The sequence below is a fragment of the Cupriavidus ulmosensis genome, assembly GCF_977008105.1.
Window position 1 is genome coordinate 1828951 of record NZ_CDRMWP010000001.1, and the last position, 15897, is coordinate 1844847.

A 15897-nucleotide genomic window follows, 5' to 3' on the forward strand; every position below is an offset into this window, starting at 1 on the left:
CGCGGAGGCCATCGCGCGAGCCGGTGGCGATACCGATGGCGCCGGCCGCGCGGGCCGGTTCCGCGCCGCGCCGCGCGGGCTCAATCCAGCGTGGCCACCACCGGCGTGTGGTCGGACGGCTGCTCCCAGGCGCGCGGCACGCGGTCGATCACGCAGCCGCGGCAGGCCTCGCGCAGCGCCGGCGACAGCAGGATGTGGTCAATGCGCAGGCCGGCATTGCGGCGGAAGGCGAACATGCGGTAGTCCCACCACGAGAAGCTCTTCTCCGGCTGCTCGAACAGGCGGAACGCATCGGCCAGGCCCAGCGCCTCCAGCGCGCGGAACGCCTCCCGCTCCTGCGGCGACACCAGGTTCTGGCCTTCCCACTTGGCCGGATCGTGCACGTCGCGGTCCTCGGGCGCGATATTGAAGTCGCCCAGCAGCGCCAGCTTCGGGTACTTCGCCAGCTCGCCGCGCAGCCACGCCGTCATGGCGCGCAGCCAGTCGAGCTTGTAGACGAACTTGTCGGAGTCGGGCGCCTGGCCGTTGGGGAAATAGGCGCACACCAGGCGCACGTCGCCATAGGTGGCCGCCACCACGCGCTGCTGGGTGTCCTCGAAGCCGGGGATGTTGCGCACCACGTCGGCGGGCGCCGGCATGGTCGCGCCGCGCGCCAGGATCGCCACGCCGTTGTAGGTCTTCTGGCCGGTGAACACGCTGTGGAAGCCGGCGCTTTCCAGCTCGGCCAGCGGGTATTTGTCGTCCGGCATCTTCAGCTCCTGCAGGCACAGGGCGTCGATGGGCGTGTCGGCTTTTTCCTGCTCGTTCAGCCAGTCCAGCACCTGCGGCAGCCGGACCTTGAGCGAGTTGACGTTCCAGGTGGCGATTCTCATGGGATAGGGGAAACTCTTTTCATTTGATGTTGCTCCGCCGTCAGGCCAGAGCCTCGATGACAGCCTGCGGGTTGCGCTCGATCACGTTGAGCAGCACCAGCGCCGGGCCGCGCGGCGTGCGGTCGCCACGCTCCCAGTGCCGCAGGGTTGCCGTGGAAAAGCCGAAGCGCGCGGCGAACTGTTCCTGGGTCATGCCCACCTTGGCGCGCACGGCCTTCACGTCGATGGCGCGGGGGCGGTGCACGCGCACGCCGTGCTCGTCGCCCTTGGCGTGGGAGATGGCCTCTTGCAGGCCCTGCTTGATGCTTTCGAATGCCGTGCTCATGATGGTGTCCTTTCCTTCCAGATGCCTGTCAGCACATCGACCAGGCCGGCCAGTTCGTTGCGCTCGGCCTTGGTCAGGTTGGCCTTGTCACCCTTGGCGAAGAGCGTCAGCAGGTACAGCGGCATGCGGTCGTCATGGTAGTAGTAGATGACCCGCACGCCACCGCTCTTGCCCTGGCCGCCACGGCGCCAGCGCAGTTTGCGCACGCCGCCGGTGCCTTCCATGATGTCCCCGGCCCTGGGATGCCCGGCGAGGTAGTCGATCAGGTCCTGGCGTTCTTCCGCGCTCAGGAGCTTGTCGGCCAACCGGCTGTACGTGGGCAGTTCGGCAATGCCGCGCAGGGCTTCGTTCATGGCCCATTCTAATCCAGTGGATTAGCTTTCTCAAGGGCAACCCCAGCCTTGTCATTTTCCCCGGCAGTCAGTGCGCCGGCGCCGCGGTCCCGCCGGCCTGGGCGGCCCGCGCCGCGCGGGCATTGCGCCTGGCCTTGCCGGCCTCCACGGCGACCGCCACGATGGCCGCCGCGCCGACCGACACCGCCAGTTCCAGCGCATCCAGCGGCCGGGTGTGGAGCAGCGCCTGGAACACCGGCAGATAGATTACCGCGAGCTGCAGGCACAGGGTGAGCAGGACCGCGCCGAGCAGCGGCAGGTTGGTGGCCAGCGGCAGCCGCCACAGTGGGACGTGCTCCGAGCGGATCGCCATCACGTGCGCCATCTGCGCCAGCGTCAGCGTGGTGAACACCATCGTCTGCCAGCCGTCGCGGCCCTGGCCGAGGGCCCATGCCTGGACGCCCAGCGAGACCAGGCCGATCAGCAGGCCGATCCCGAGGATGTGCTGCCACATGCCGTGCGCGAAGAGGCTCTCGCGCGGATGGCGGGGCGGCCGGCGCATGACGTCCGCCTCGGCGGGCTCGGCGGCGAGCGCCAGGCCCGGCAAGCCGTCGGTGACGAGGTTGACCCACAGGATCTGCGCCGGCAGCAGCGGGATGGGCAGCAGGAACAGCGGCGCCAGGGTGATGACCCAGAGCTCGCCCGAGTTGCCCGTCATCGCATAGCGGACGAACTTGCGGATGTTGTCGTAGATGCGGCGCCCCTCGCGCACGGCGGCCACCACGGTGGCGAAGTTGTCGTCGAGCAGCACCAGGCTGGCGGCTTCCCGGGCGATGTCGGTGCCCTGCCTGCCCATCGCCACGCCGATGTCGGCGCGCTTGAGCGCGGGCGCGTCGTTGATGCCGTCGCCGGTCATGGCAACGAAGTGGCCAAGGTTCTGCAGCGCTTCGACGATGCGCAGCTTCTGCTCGGGATCGACCCGCGCGTAGACCCGGACGTGGGCGACGGCGGCCTGCAGCGCCGCACGGTCGAGCTGCGCCAGGGCGGCGCCGGTGAGGACCTCGCCGCCGTGCTCGCCGAGGATGCCGAGCATGCGGGCGATGGCCAGCGCGGTCTCGGGATGGTCGCCGGTGATCATCACCGGCATGATGCCGGCGGTGACGCAGTCGCGCACCGCGGCCGCCGCTTCCGGGCGCGGCGGGTCGAACAGCGCCACCAGACCGAGAAAGGTCAGCGACGACTCGGCGCCGGCCACGGCATCGGGGTCGGGCAGGGTGTCGTGCTCGCGCATGGCCAGGGCCAGCACCCGCAGGCCCTGCGCGGCCAGGGCCTGCGCGTCATGCAGCGCGTCATGCAGTGCGGCTCGCGGCGCCATCGGCAGCGTGCCGTCCGCGGTCTGGCGCGAGGTGCAGCACGGTATCACCGACTCCGGCGCGCCTTTGGTGAAGGCGATATAGCCGGCGGCCTGGCGATGGAAGGTGGTCATGCGCTTGCGCGCCGCGTCGAAGGGCTGCTCCTGCACGCGCGGCAGCCGCGCCTCCAGCGCCAGCTTGTCGATGCCGGCGGCGGACGCGGCATCCGCCAGGGCGGTCTCGGTCGGGTCGCCAATCCAGGTGGTGCTGATGTCGGTGCCGGCGTCCGGATCGGGGCGCGCGTCGTTGCACAGCGCGGCGGCGACCAGCAACTGTCGCTGGCAGGGGTTGGCCAGCGCCTCGCCCGGCAGCCACGGCCGGGCGTCGGCGAGCAGGCGTTCCAGCCGCATGCGGTTCTGCGTCAGCGTCCCGGTCTTGTCGGTGCAGATCACCGTCACCGATCCCAGGGTCTCGACCGAGGACAGCTTGCGCACCAGCGCCTTGCGGGTGGCCATTTTCCTGGCGCCGAGCGCGAGGATGATGGCGACGACGGCCGGCAGCGCCTCCGGGATCGCGGCCACGCCGAGGCTGATCGCCGTGAGCAGCATTAACACGGGCGGCTCGCCGCGCAGCAGGCCCAGCCAGAACACCGCCACGCACAGCAGCAGGATGGCCACCGAGAGCCGCCAGCTGAACGCGGCCAGCCGCTTCTGCAGTGGGGTGTCCGGCCGCGCGGGCGCGAGGTGCCGCGCTAGCTTGCCGAGCTCGGTGCCGGTGCCGGTGGCGACCACGATGCCGCGGCCGTGGCCCTGCGTGACCGAGGTGCCGAGGTAGGCCATGTTGTGGCGGTCGCCGAGCGTGGCGGCCGGCGCGGCGATGGCCTCCGCGTGCTTGGCGACCGTGGCCGATTCGCCGGTCAGCGCCGATTCGTCCGCCATCAGTTGCGCCACCTCCACCAGGCGCAGGTCCGCGGGAACCTGGTTGCCCGCCTCGAGCAGGACCACGTCGCCCGGAACCAGCTCGTGCGCCGGAATGGCATGCGGGTGGCCGTCGCGCAGCACGGTGGCCTGCGCCGCCGCCAGTTGCTGCAATTGCGCCAGGGCCCGGTCGGCGCGCCAGGTCTGGCTCAGCCCGAGCGCGGTCGTCATCAGCACGATGGCCAGGATGACCAGGGCGTCCAGCTTGTCGCCGAGGATCGCGGAGGCGATGGCCGCGATGACCAGTATCACCACCATCGGGTCGGCCAGCTGGGCCGCCGCCAGGGCGAGCACGCTGCGGCGCGGCGCCGCCTGCAATGCGTTCGGCCCGTGCTCGCGCGCGCGTTGCGCCGCCTGTTCGCTGTCCAGCCCGCGCGCTGGATCGACCGCGTATTCGCGTGCCACCTCATGGCATTCGCGGGCATGCCAGGGAGTGGCGCCGGTTGCGCCGGAAGGCGTGCCGGCGGCTGGGGTCGATGGCGATGAAGACAATGGAGGCGCTCCCGGGCAATCGCCTCGGCGGGGCTGGCCCGCGCCGGCGACGGCCGCTGTGTCGGGGTGGATGTGATCCGTTACAGCATAGGACGCGCGGGCGCGCCGGCATTGATGTGACGCAAGCCGGTGCCGTCAGGGCTTGAACGAGCCCTCGATGGTGTAGCGCGAGCCGGGATGCACCAGGCGCGCCAGCGTGATCGGCGAGCCCTGGCTTTCGGTGCGGCGGACCACGATCAGGCACGGCTCGCTGGCCTTGATGCCGAGCAGCCGCGCCTCTTCCGCGGTGGGCAGCTGCGCTTCGATGGAGTACTGGGCCTCCCACAGCGGCGCCACGGCCAGCAGGTAGTTGGTGGGCGTGGTCCGGGTGAAGTCCACGCCGAGGTAGTCCGGCGCGCGCGCGGGATTGACGTAGCGGTCTTCGCACAGCAGCGGCACGCCGTTCTCGCTGTGGACGATGAGCGTGTGGAAGACCTGGCTGCCGACCGGCAGGCCGATGCGCGGGGCGAGCGCCTCGCTGACCGTCTCGGCCCGCGCCAGGTGCACGTCGGAGCGGTGCTTGTGGCCGCGCTCGGTGATCTCGTCGTGGAGGTCGCGGATGGTCAGCGTGGACGAGGCGCGGTAGGGCTGGCTGGCGAAGGTGCCCACGCCCTGCACGCGCTCGACCAGTCCCTCGGCCTGCAGCTCCCGCACCGCGCGGTTGGCGGTCATGCGGCTGACGCCGAACTGGGTCACGAGCTCGGATTCCGACGGCATCAGCGTGCCCGGCGGCCAGCGGCCCGCGCTGAGGCCTTCCTTGAGGTAGTTCTTGATGTGCGCGTAGGCGGCGGCGGGAGGGAGGTAGCTCATGGCCCGCATCTTACTTGACCGGGCTTGTCTAGCCAATTCGGACCGGCGCGCCGGACTGGCGCGCGCGTGCGCCGCGCGGGTCGCTTCGGGGCGCTTCCTGGGCTGCTTTCCGGGTTGCTTTTCGAGTCGCTTTTCGAGTCGTCTCCCGGGCGCCGGCGCGGCTCCGGCTGGATGCCGGGGCCGCGCCATGCGCCGGGATCACGCCACGGCCATGCCGCCGTGGCGCAGCAGCGCGTCGATCTGCGGCGCGCGGCCGCGGAACGCCGTGAACGACTCCATCGCCGGGCGGCTGCCGCCGACCGAGAGGATCTCGCGGCGGTAGCGCGCGCCGGTCTCGGCGTCGAGCACGGAGCCCGACAGCCCGGCGGCTTCCTCGAAGGCCGCGTACACGTCGGCGGACAGCACCTCGGCCCACTTGTAGCTGTAGTAGCCGGCCGCGTAGCCGCCCGCGAAGATGTGGCTGAAGGTGTTCGGCCAGCGCGACAGCGGGTGCTGCGGCACCACGTGGGCGTGGTCGTTGATCTCGCGCGACAGCGCCAGCACGGTTTTCTCGCCGGCGGGGTCGAAGTCGGTGTGCAGGTGCATGTCGAACGACGAGAACACGATCTGGCGCAGCGTCATCATGCCGTTCTGGAAGTTCCTGGCGGCCAGCATGCGCTCGAACAGCGCGCGCGGCAGCGGCTCGCCGGTGTCGGTGTGCGCGGTCATGCCGGTCAGCACCTCGTATTCCCAGCAGAAGTTCTCCATGAACTGCGAGGGCAGCTCCACCGCGTCCCATTCCACGCCGTTGATGCCGGACACGCCCAGCTCGCCCACCTGGGTGAGCATGTGGTGCAGGCCGTGGCCGAACTCGTGGAACAGCGTGATGACTTCGTCATGGGTGAACAGCGCGGGTTTGCCGCCGACCGGCGCCGAGAAATTGCAGGTCAGGTAGGCCACCGGCGTCTGCACGCGGCCGTCGCCGAGCAGCTTGCGGCCGCGCGCGTCGTCCATCCAGGCGCCGCCGCGCTTGCCTTCGCGGGCGTACAGGTCGATGTAGAACTGCGCCAGCAGGTTGCCTTCGGGCGAGACCACGCGGAAAAAGCGCACGTCCTGGTGCCAGGTCTGGGCCTGGTCGGACTCGATGCGCACCGAGAACAGCTTCTCGACCACGCCGAACAGGCCCTTGAGCACCTGCGGCTCGGGGAAGTATTGCTTGACCTCCTGCTCGGAGAAGGCGTAGCGCTGCTCGCGCAGCTTTTCCGAGGCGTAGGCCACGTCCCACGGCGCCAGCTCCGCCAGGCCCAGCTCGCCGGCGGCGAAGGCCTTGAGCTCGTCCCAGTCCTTCTCGGCGAACGGGCGCGCGCGCGCGGCCAGTTCGTCGAGGAAGCGCAGCACCTCGGCCGGCGACTCCGCCATCTTGGGCACCAGCGAGACCTCGCCGTAAGAGGCGTAGCCGAGCAGGTGCGCCTCTTCCTGGCGCAGCGCCAGCTGCTCGCGCATGTTGTCGGTGTTGTCCCATTCGGCCTTGCCCTGGCCGTGTTGCCCGGCCAGCTCGGACGCGCGGGTCACGCTGGCCTGGTACATGGTCTGGCGCAGCGCGCGGTCGTCGGCGTACTGCAGCACCGGGAAGTAGGACGGGAAGTGCAGCGTGAACTTCCAGCCGGCCTTGCCGTCCTTCTCGGCGGCGGCGCGCGCGGCTTCCAGCGCGTCGGCGGGAATGCCGGACAGGCGGCTTTCGTCCTCGATCACCAGCGCGTAGGCGTTGGTGGCGTCGAGCACGTGATCCGAGAACGCCTTGGACAACTGCGCCTGCTGTTCCTGGATGGCGGCGAAGCGCGGCTTCTTGTCTTCCGGCAGCTCGGCGCCGCCCAGGCGGAAGCCGCGCAGCTCGTTCTCCATCAACTGGCGCCGCGCCGCGCTCATGGCGGCGAACTCGGGGCTGGCGGCGATCGCCTTGTACTTATCGTACAGCGCCAGGCTCTGGCCCAGCGACGACCAGAACTCGGTCATGCGCGGCAGGTTGTCGGCGTGCGCCTGGCGCAACGCCGGCGTGTCCGCCACCGCGCTCAGGTGGCCGACCACGCCCCAGGCGCGCCCGAGCGGCTCGGTGGCGGTTTCGAGCGCTTCCACGGCGCTGGCCCAGGTGGCCGGGGTGGCGGGGTCCTCGGCGCGCTCGACCGCGGCCTGCGCGGTGGCCAGCAGCGTGTCCAGCGCCGGCCCGATGTGTTCGGGGCGGATCTCGGAGAAACGGGGCAGGTCGGTAAAGTCCAGCAGCGGATTGGCGGCGTTGGCGGTGGCGGCTTGGTCCATGACGTCTCTCTTGGCGGGGGCCATAAAGGCAATACCCCGCACATTGGGGCGGGGCGGGGGTTTTTCCAGTACCGCGGCGGCGCGTGCGGCGTTCAGCCGGCGGCGCGCTCGGCGGCTTCCAGCGTGTTGATGAGCAGCATGGTGATGGTCATCGGGCCGACGCCGCCGGGCACCGGCGTGATATAGCCGGCCACTTCCCTGACGCCGTTGAAGTCCACGTCGCCGCACAGCTTGCCGTTGTCGTCGCGGTTCATGCCCACGTCGATCACGGCCGCGCCGGGCTTGACCATGTCGGCCGTGATGATGTTGCGGCGCCCCACGGCGGCCACGATCACGTCGGCCTCGCGGGTGTGCGCGGCCAGGTCGCGCGTCTTGCTGTTGCAGATGGTGACGGTGGCGCCGGCCTGCAGCAGCAGCATCGCCATCGGCTTGCCGACGATGTTGGAGGCGCCCACCACCACGGCGCGCGCGCCGCGCAGCGGGAACTGCACCGATTCGAGCATCTTCATGCAGCCGTAGGGCGTGCACGGGCGGAACAGCGGCGCGCCGGTCATCAGGGCGCCGGCATTGGCCACGTGGAAGCCGTCCACGTCCTTTTCAGGAGCGATCGCCTCGAGCACTTTGTGGCTGTCGATATGCTTGGGCAGCGGCAACTGCACCAGGATGCCGTGGATGTTCGGGTCGCGGTTCAGGGCGTCGATGCGGGCCAGCAGGTCGGCTTCGCTCAGGTCGGCCGGATAGCGGTCCAGCGAGGAGTGGAAGCCGTTGTCGTCGCAGGCCTTCACCTTGTTGCGCACGTAGACCTGGCTGGCCGGGTCCTCGCCGACCAGGATCACGGCCAGGCCCGGGCGGTGGCCGCGCTCGGTGAGGCGGGCGGCGCGCTGGGCGGCTTCCGTGCGGAGTTGCTTGGCAAGGGCGTTGCCGTCGATCAGTTGGGCTGGCATGGGGATGGGAGGGGGAAGGTGGGGAAACAGGGAACAAAGCGGAATTATAAAGGTTGACGCAACCCGGGGCGAACTCGGCGGGGGCGCTGGTAGCATCTGCCCATGCATGTACCGATCGATTCACTGAACGAGGCGCTGGCCCGCCTGATGGCGCCGGACGGCCCGGCCGCGCAGGCCTGGCTGGCGGCGTGCGGGCTGGCCGGGCTGGCCTGGGCGCTGTGGCGCCGGCCCTGGCACCTGCTGCGGCGCGGCGACCTCCAGCACGGCTGGCTGGGCGCGCTGCTGTTCGTGACGCTGCTGTGGACGGCGCGCGTGGCGCTGCCGGGCGGGCTGGTGTTCCAGTTGTTCGGCGCCACGCTGATGGTGACGCTGTTCGGGCTGCCGCTGGCGCTGCTGTCGCTGTTCGTGGTGGACCTGGTGTCGCTGCTCGGCCTGGGCTACCTGGCCGGCGCGAGCTGGAGCGGCGTCGACTGGGCGGCGCTGTGGCCGCGCTATGTGTGGATGGGCCTGCTGCCGGCGCTGCTGTCGGCGGCGCTGCAGGGCGCCATGCGCCGGCTGCTGCCGCGCCATCCGTTCGTCTTCATCCTCGGTCACGGCTATTTCGCCGCCGGGCTGGCGGCGCTGGGCGCCGGCGCGGCGCGCGCCGTGTGGCACAGCCACGGCGCGCGCGGCGGCGTGCTGACGCTGCCCGACACGCTCACCGCGGTGCTGATCCTGGCGTTCGGCGAGGCGTTCCTCACCGGCATGCTGGTGGCGGTGTTCGTGGTCTACAAGCCGCAATGGGTCGTGACCTTCCGCGACGAGGAATACCTGAAGGGATAGGAAGGCGGGGTGGCCGCCGGTGATCCGGCGGCGGGTTGCGGCGGCCCCGTTGCGGGACCGCGGGCGGGGCTCAGGCGTTTTTCGACAGCGCCAGGCGCAGCAGGTCGGCCACGGTGTTGACGTTGAGTTTTTCCATGATGTTGGCGCGGTGCGCCTCCACGGTCTTGATGGAAATGCCCAGGTCGTCGGCGATCTGCTTGTTCAGGCGGCCGGCCACGATGCGCTCGAGCACCTGCTGCTCGCGCGTGGTGAGCTTGCCCAGCAGGTCCTTGGCGGCGCGCTGCTCGCGCGCGGCGGAGTGGTCGGTGCGCGCCTTCTGCAGCATGCGCTCCACCAGCGAGCGCAGCTCGGACTCGTCGAACGGTTTCTCGATGAAGTCGATTGCGCCTTTCTTCATGGTGGACACCGCCATCGGCACGTCGCCGTGGCCGGTGATGAAGACGATCGGGATGTTGATGTTCTCCGCGATCATGCGCTCCTGCAGCTCCGGCCCGCTCATGCCCGGCATGCGCACGTCCAGGATCAGGCACGAGACCTGGCCGGCGTCGTAGGCGGAGAGAAACTGTTCGGCGCTGGTAAAGCTGCGAACCTGGTAGCCATTGCCCTCCAGCAGCCAGGTCAGCGAGTCGCGCATGGCTTCGTCGTCGTCGACGATGAAGACGGTTTCGCCGCGGTGGGAGGTGGGGTTTGGCGTCACGTTCATGAAGTCTCCTGGGACATCGAAGTCATTTGCCGCCAAGTGTAACCGGCCCGGGCGGCTAGCAACAGGGGCCGGCGCCCGGCGCGGGCGCCCGGACTGCCGCGTTGCCGGGGCGCCGCGCGGCGCCGCGGTGGCGCTACCGCGGCGCTACCGCGGCGCTACTGTTCGGCCAGCGCCGGCAGCAGCGGCAGCATGATCTTGAAGGTGCAGCCGATGCCGTCGGCATTGTTCTCCACCCACAGCCGTCCCTGGTGGGACTCGATGATGGAGCGGCAGATGTTCAGGCCCATGCCCATGCCGTCCGACTTGGTGCTGAAGAACGGCTCGAACAGCCGCTCCTTGGTGGCCTCGTCCACGCCCGGGCCCTGGTCGATCACGTCGATGCGCACGATCTGGCCGAACTCGCCGGGCTCCACGCGCGCGTGCAGGCGCACCACGCCGGTCGAGCGCATGGCGGGCAGGCCGGCCATCGCCTCCACCGCGTTCTTGAGCAGGTTGACCAGCACCTGCTCGATCAGCACCGGGTCCACGTACAGCAGCAGCGGCGGCGCCGGCAGGCGGGTCAGGATGGTCACGCGGCGGCGCGTGGCTTCCAGGTCGGCCAGGCCCACCGCATCGGCCACGATGTCGTGCAGCGCGGCCTCGCGCCGCTGCGGCTGGCTGCGCTTCACGAAGCCGCGGATGCGGCTGATGATGGTGCCGGCGCGCACCGCCTGCGCCGAGGTCTTTTCCAGGATCGGGATCAGGTCCTCGGCATTGCTGCGCCCGGAATTGAGCCGCGCCACCGCGCCCATGCAGTAGTTGTTGATGGCGGCCAGCGGCTGGTTGAGCTCGTGTGCCAGCGACGAGGCCATCTCGCCCATCGTGGTCAGGCGGCTGGTGAACTGCAGGCGCTCCTCGTGCTGGCGCGTCATTTCCTCGGCCGCCTTGCGCACCGTGATGTCGGTGGCGATCTGCATCTGCGCCAGGTGGCCGTCCACCCACTGGATATAGCGGCGGCGCACCTCGAACCACTTCTGCATGTCGGGCACGAAGACCTCGCGCGCGTCCGACGAGTACGGCATCAGCTCCGACGCCGGCAGCCCGGCGTAGGCGTCGATGTAGTCGGTGGCGTCGCTCGACACCTGTTCCTTGTCGACCTCGCCGCCGGCCAGCTTGAGGTGGCCCTCGGCCTCCCAGCCGAACAACTGGCGGTAGTAGCGGTTGGCGAACAGCAGCTCGGCCTTGTCCGTGGCCAGCACCGACACGGCCGCGTCCAGGCTTTCCAGCACGGTGGTGAAGCGGTCGTGCGCGGCGGCCAGCTCCTCGCGCGCGCGCTTGGGCTCGGTGATGTCCGTCATCGAGCTCATCCAGCCGGTATGGCGGCCGCGGCTGTCCACCAGCGGCGACACGTACATGCGCGCGTGGAAGCTGCTGCCGTCGCGGCGCATCACGCGCATCTCGTAGCCGCTGGCCGGCGACTTGCCCTGCAGCGTGAGGTCGATCTGCTTCTGCATTTCCTGCTGGTCGTTGGGCGGCCAGTAGGGGAAGGGCGGCATGCGCCCGACCAGCTCGGTGTCCTGCCAGCCGGTCATGCGGCAGAACGCCGGGTTGACGTAGGTGATGCGGCCGTTCAGGTCGAGCGCGCGCAGCCCGATCAGCATGGAGTTTTCCATCGCCCGGCGGAACGAGGTCTCGGCCAGCAGCGCGCGCTGCGCCTCGGAGCGGCGGCTGGTATGGCGCCACATGCTCCACAGGCTCCACAGCAGGAAGCACGACAGCCCCACCACCAGCCACAGCAGCATGTTGTTGGGCAGGTTGGAGGCGGGCGGATAGGCGTCGGCGCGCAGCGACAGCGAATGCCCGGGCGGGTCGAGCAGCACCTCGTAGGACAGCGCGTTGCCCGGCACCGGCCGCAGCGAGGTGCTGGCGCGGATCTGGTTGTTCTTGTCGATCAGCGAGAAACGGTAGCGCTCGGTCAGCTCGGGCGGCAGCAGGTGAGTGAGGATGCCGTTGATCGAGTAGAGCGCGCCGAGCGTGCCGAGGAACTCGTTGTCGCGCACGATCGGCACTTCCATCAGCATGAAGCTGTCGCCGCGGTCGTTGACCAGCGGGCGCGAGTACACCACGCGCTGGGTCTCGCGCGCGGCGTCGAAGGTGTCGAGCACCTCGGGCTCGAGCGGCTGGTCCTGGGTCTCGCGCAGCCGGTTGGCGAACTCGGAGGTGGAGGGCAGCGACCAGCGCCCGCGGTGGGTGGCGTCGAGCCAGTTGACGAAGACGATCTCGGGGTTCTCGCGCAGGATTTCCTGGGCCGCGGTGCGGTAGGCGCCCTGGTCGAGCTGCGCGGCGGCGATGTCGCGCGCCAGCGAGGCCATCTGGTCCTGGTTGCTCAGCAGGGACAGGCGCACGCGCTGCTGGGCCCAGGCCGCGTCGCGGTAGAGCGCGTCGCGCTGCTGCTGGCGCTCGGTCTCGTGCAGCGACCACAGGATCACGCCCATCGCCGCCGTGAACAGCACGATCGCCACCAGCGGGATGAACATGAACCAGCTGGTCGCCACCAGGTTGCGCCAGCGCAGCCACCACAGGCCGCGCGGCGGGCCGCTCACGGCGGCCGGCTCGTCGGCGTGGCCGAGCGATTCGAGCGGCGGCAGCGGCGGCAGCGGTGCGAGCGGCGTGAGCGGGCCGGGCGGCGCGGCCGCGGCGGAGTCGCCGCTGGCCGCCTGGGCGGTGCCGGAAGCGGAGGGCGGCACGATGGCGGTGCGCAGGCGGGACAGAAAATCGATGAGGGAAGGCATGGCGGGATTGACGACTGACGGGCCAGTGTAGCGGGATTGCCGTGCCGCGTCGCTTGGGGTAAGCGCCAATGCGGCACTGCGTCATTCCTGCCGACGAGGGTACCGCCGCGAAGCCCCTGCCCGCAAGGCTTCGCGCCGCCCGTGATGCGCCGCCGCAATATTCCGCATTATGAGAAACAATATCGCAATTTGAAAATTTGGCTTGTCTTGCCCTATCTGCTTCCATAGAATCGGTCCGACCGAAAAGCACGGACGGCGGGGCTGCGCCTGCTGCAGGCGACAATGCCTGGCAGGGTTTTCGCAGGGCCCGCGCCGTACCGTAGCGACACCGTCAGGACGGGGTTCCCACGACACCAATCCGGGAGCGCCGCGGCATGCATTCACCAGGAGACAGTCATGTCAGCTGTACCAGAGCAGATTCTCGGCGCCAGCAGCGCCAACGACGCCGATCCCCAGGAAACCCACGAATGGCTTGCCGCCCTGCAGGGCGTGCTGGCCGCCGAAGGCACCGAACGCGCCGCCTTCCTGATCGACAAGCAGATCGAATACGCGCGCGTGAACGGCGTCACCCAGCCGTTCCACGCCGAGACGCAGTACATCAACACCATCCCGGTCGAGCAGCAGGCCCACATCCCCGGCGACCAGGACGTCGAGCACCGCATCCGCTCGTACACGCGCTGGAACGCGATGGCGATGGTGCTGCGCGCCAACAAGCACACCAACGTCGGCGGCCACATCTCGTCGTTCGCCTCGGCGGCCACGCTGTATGACGTCGGCTACAACCACTTCTGGCACGCCCCGTCCGAGAACCACGGCGGCGATCTCGTGTTCGTGCAGGGCCACTCGGCTCCGGGCGTATATTCGCGCGCCTTCCTGCTCGGCCGCCTGACCACCGAGCAGCTCGACAACTTCCGCCAGGAAGTGGACGGCAAGGGCATCTCGTCCTACCCGCACCCGTGGCTGATGCCGGACTTCTGGCAGTTCCCGACCGTGTCGATGGGCCTGGGCCCGATCATGGCCATCTACCAGGCCCGCTTCATGAAGTACCTGGACAGCCGCGGCCTGGCCAAGGCCGGCGACCGCAAGGTCTGGGCCTTCCTCGGCGACGGCGAGACCGACGAGCCGGAGTCGCTCGGCGCGATCGGCATGGCCGGGCGCGAGAAGCTCGACAACCTGGTCTTCGTCATCAACTGCAACCTGCAGCGCCTGGACGGCCCGGTGCGCGGCAACGGCAAGATCATCCAGGAACTGGAGTCCGAATTCCGCGGCTCCGGCTGGAACGTCATCAAGGTGGTGTGGGGCAGCCGCTGGGATTCGCTGCTGGCGCGCGACACCAAGGGCCTGCTGATGAAGCGCATGATGGAATGCGTGGACGGCGAATACCAGACCTTCAAGGCCAAGGACGGCGCCTACGTGCGCGAGTTCTTCTTCAACACGCCGGAACTCAAGGCGATGGTGGCCGACTGGTCCGACGACGACATCTGGCGCCTGAACCGCGGCGGCCACGATCCGCACAAGATCTACGCCGCCTACAAGGCCGCCAGCGAGCACAAGGGCCAGCCCACGCTGATCCTGGCCAAGACCATCAAGGGCTATGGCATGGGCGATGCCGGCCAGGCCATGAACGTGGCCCACCAGCAGAAGAAGATGCCGGTGGAGGCCATCCGCACGTTCCGCGACCAGTTCAACATCCCGGTCGCCGACGACAAGATCGAGGAAGTGCCGTACCTCACCTTCGAGGAAGGCTCGAAGGAACTCGAATACATGCGCGCGCGCCGCATGGAGCTGGGCGGCTACCTGCCGGCCCGCCGCCTCAAGGCCGCGCCGCTGCCGATCCCCGAGCTGTCCGCGTTCGACGCGCTGCTCAAGGCCACCGGCGAAGGCCGCGAAGTGTCCACCACGATGGCCTTCGTGCGCATCCTGAACACGCTGCTCAAGGACAAGCAAATCGGCAAGCACGTGGTGCCCATCGTGCCGGACGAGTCGCGCACCTTCGGCATGGAAGGCCTGTTCCGCCAGGTCGGCATCTGGAACCAGGAAGGCCAGAAGTACGTGCCGCAGGACCATGACCAGCTGATGTTCTACAAGGAATCGCAGACTGGCCAGGTGCTGCAGGAAGGCATCAACGAAGCCGGCGCCATGTGCGACTGGATCGCCGCCGCCACGTCGTACTCGACGCACGGCGTGCAGATGATCCCGTTCTACATCTACTACTCGATGTTCGGCATCCAGCGCATCGGCGACCTGTGCTGGGCCGCGGGCGACATGCGCTCGCGCGGCTTCCTGCTGGGCGGCACCTCGGGCCGCACCACGCTCAACGGCGAAGGCCTGCAGCACGAAGACGGCCACTCGCACGTGTTCCACGCCGCCATTCCGAACTGCATCTCCTACGACCCGACCTTCCAGTACGAGCTGGCGGTGGTGATGCAGGACGGCATGCGCCGCATGTACGTGGAGCAGGAAGACGTCTATTACTACCTGACGGTGATGAACGAGAACTACGAGCATCCGGAAATGCCGGCTGGCGTGGAGCGCGACATCGTCAAGGGCATGTACCAGTTCCGCAAGGGCGTGGAGAACAGCAACGCGCCGCGCGTGCAGCTGCTGGGCTCGGGCACGATCTTCCGCGAGGTCATCGCCGCGGCCGAGCTGCTCAAGAAGGACTGGGGCGTGGAGTCGGACCTGTGGAGCTGCCCGAGCTTCACCGAGCTGGCCCGCGAAGGCCACGACGCCGAGCGCTTCAACCTGCTGCACCCGACCGAGACGCCGCGCGAGTCGTTCGTCGCGCAGAAGCTCAAGGGCGTGCGCGGCCCGGTGATCGCCTCGACCGACTACGTCCGCGCGTTCGCCGAGCAGATCCGTTCGTTCGTGCCGCGCCGCTACGTGGTGCTGGGCACCGACGGCTTCGGCCGCTCGGATACCCGCGAGAAGCTGCGCCACTTCTTCGAGGTGGACCGCCACTGGGTGGCGCTGGCCGCACTGAAGGCGCTGGCCGACGAAGGCGCGATCGGCCGCGACAAGGTGGCCGAAGCCATCAAGAAGTACAACCTCGACCCCAGCAAGCCGAACCCGATGTCGGTCTAAGCCGGCTGACTGCACGAAACCCCCGCAGGAGCGGCAGCCGCGCCGGGGCGGCCGGGCTGAAAGCCCGGCGCCTTGCGGCGCG

The 15897-nt window shown here is 69.5% G+C and carries 11 protein-coding genes; 2 read left to right on the top strand and 9 right to left on the bottom strand.

Annotated elements, in window-relative coordinates; all coding sequences use genetic code 11:
• Positions 1 to 80 precede the first annotated feature (80 nt).
• From xth to folD, 7 genes are all read right to left on the bottom strand, one after another.
• Positions 81 to 872, bottom strand: a complete 792-nt coding sequence (gene xth, locus ACWTPI_RS08280) for an exodeoxyribonuclease III (protein ID WP_059413114.1) — start codon at positions 870 to 872, stop codon at positions 81 to 83.
• Between the two features lie 40 nt (positions 873 to 912).
• Complete coding sequence (locus ACWTPI_RS08285) at positions 913 to 1197, bottom strand: helix-turn-helix domain-containing protein (protein WP_020201168.1); 285 nt, start codon at positions 1195 to 1197, stop codon at positions 913 to 915.
• Positions 1194 to 1550, bottom strand: coding sequence for a type II toxin-antitoxin system RelE/ParE family toxin (locus ACWTPI_RS08290; protein ID WP_454731399.1), 357 nt, complete (start codon positions 1548 to 1550; stop codon positions 1194 to 1196). The genes ACWTPI_RS08285 and ACWTPI_RS08290 overlap by 4 nt, the downstream gene beginning before the upstream one ends.
• Positions 1551 to 1617: 67 nt before the next feature.
• A complete protein-coding gene (locus tag ACWTPI_RS08295) occupies positions 1618 to 4350 on the bottom strand; it encodes a cation-translocating P-type ATPase (RefSeq protein WP_454731400.1) in 2733 nt (910 codons plus the stop codon).
• A 135-nt stretch (positions 4351 to 4485) separates the two neighbouring features.
• Entirely contained in the window at positions 4486 to 5199 is a 714-nt protein-coding gene (gene hutC / locus ACWTPI_RS08300; protein ID WP_020201171.1) for a histidine utilization repressor, read from the bottom strand.
• Positions 5200 to 5397: 198 nt separating this feature from the next.
• Complete coding sequence (locus ACWTPI_RS08305) at positions 5398 to 7491, bottom strand: M3 family metallopeptidase (RefSeq protein WP_454731401.1); 2094 nt, start codon at positions 7489 to 7491, stop codon at positions 5398 to 5400.
• Positions 7492 to 7583: 92 nt separating this feature from the next.
• Positions 7584 to 8435: a bifunctional methylenetetrahydrofolate dehydrogenase/methenyltetrahydrofolate cyclohydrolase FolD gene (gene folD / locus ACWTPI_RS08310; RefSeq protein WP_020201173.1), complete on the bottom strand. Its 852-nt coding sequence runs from the start codon at positions 8433 to 8435 to the stop codon at positions 7584 to 7586.
• Between the two features lie 147 nt (positions 8436 to 8582).
• Here folD and ACWTPI_RS08315 point away from each other — a divergent pair, with 147 nt between their 5' ends.
• Positions 8583 to 9257, top strand: a complete 675-nt coding sequence (locus ACWTPI_RS08315) for an energy-coupling factor ABC transporter permease (RefSeq protein ID WP_454732457.1) — start codon at positions 8583 to 8585, stop codon at positions 9255 to 9257.
• 70 nt (positions 9258 to 9327) lie between these two features.
• On the opposite strand, the gene ACWTPI_RS08320 is transcribed toward ACWTPI_RS08315, so the two are convergent.
• On the bottom strand, positions 9328 to 9960 hold the full coding sequence (locus tag ACWTPI_RS08320; protein WP_020201175.1) for a response regulator transcription factor: 633 nt from the start codon (positions 9958 to 9960) through the stop codon (positions 9328 to 9330).
• Positions 9961 to 10115: 155 nt separating this feature from the next.
• Entirely contained in the window at positions 10116 to 12731 is a 2616-nt protein-coding gene (locus tag ACWTPI_RS08325; RefSeq protein ID WP_020201176.1) for a PAS domain S-box protein, read from the bottom strand.
• Positions 12732 to 13127: 396 nt separating this feature from the next.
• Between ACWTPI_RS08325 and aceE the strand changes: the two genes are divergently transcribed.
• On the top strand, positions 13128 to 15815 hold the full coding sequence (gene aceE, locus ACWTPI_RS08330) for a pyruvate dehydrogenase (acetyl-transferring), homodimeric type (protein WP_020201177.1): 2688 nt from the start codon (positions 13128 to 13130) through the stop codon (positions 15813 to 15815).
• Positions 15816 to 15897 lie beyond the last annotated feature (82 nt).

Excerpts from the sequence above, each read along its gene's own strand:
- xth (WP_059413114.1), bottom strand. The coding sequence starts at position 872 with ATGAGAATCGCCACCTGGAACGTCAACTCGCTCAAGGTCCGGCTGCCG.
- ACWTPI_RS08285 (WP_020201168.1), bottom strand. The coding sequence starts at position 1,197 with ATGAGCACGGCATTCGAAAGCATCAAGCAGGGCCTGCAAGAGGCCATC.
- ACWTPI_RS08290 (WP_454731399.1), bottom strand. The coding sequence starts at position 1,550 with ATGAACGAAGCCCTGCGCGGCATTGCCGAACTGCCCACGTACAGCCGG.
- hutC (WP_020201171.1), bottom strand. The coding sequence starts at position 5,199 with ATGAGCTACCTCCCTCCCGCCGCCGCCTACGCGCACATCAAGAACTAC.
- ACWTPI_RS08305 (WP_454731401.1), bottom strand. The coding sequence starts at position 7,491 with ATGGACCAAGCCGCCACCGCCAACGCCGCCAATCCGCTGCTGGACTTT.
- folD (WP_020201173.1), bottom strand. The coding sequence starts at position 8,435 with ATGCCAGCCCAACTGATCGACGGCAACGCCCTTGCCAAGCAACTCCGC.
- ACWTPI_RS08315 (WP_454732457.1), top strand. The coding sequence starts at position 8,583 with ATGGCGCCGGACGGCCCGGCCGCGCAGGCCTGGCTGGCGGCGTGCGGG.
- ACWTPI_RS08320 (WP_020201175.1), bottom strand. The coding sequence starts at position 9,960 with ATGAACGTGACGCCAAACCCCACCTCCCACCGCGGCGAAACCGTCTTC.
- ACWTPI_RS08325 (WP_020201176.1), bottom strand. The coding sequence starts at position 12,731 with ATGCCTTCCCTCATCGATTTTCTGTCCCGCCTGCGCACCGCCATCGTG.
- aceE (WP_020201177.1), top strand. The coding sequence starts at position 13,128 with ATGTCAGCTGTACCAGAGCAGATTCTCGGCGCCAGCAGCGCCAACGAC.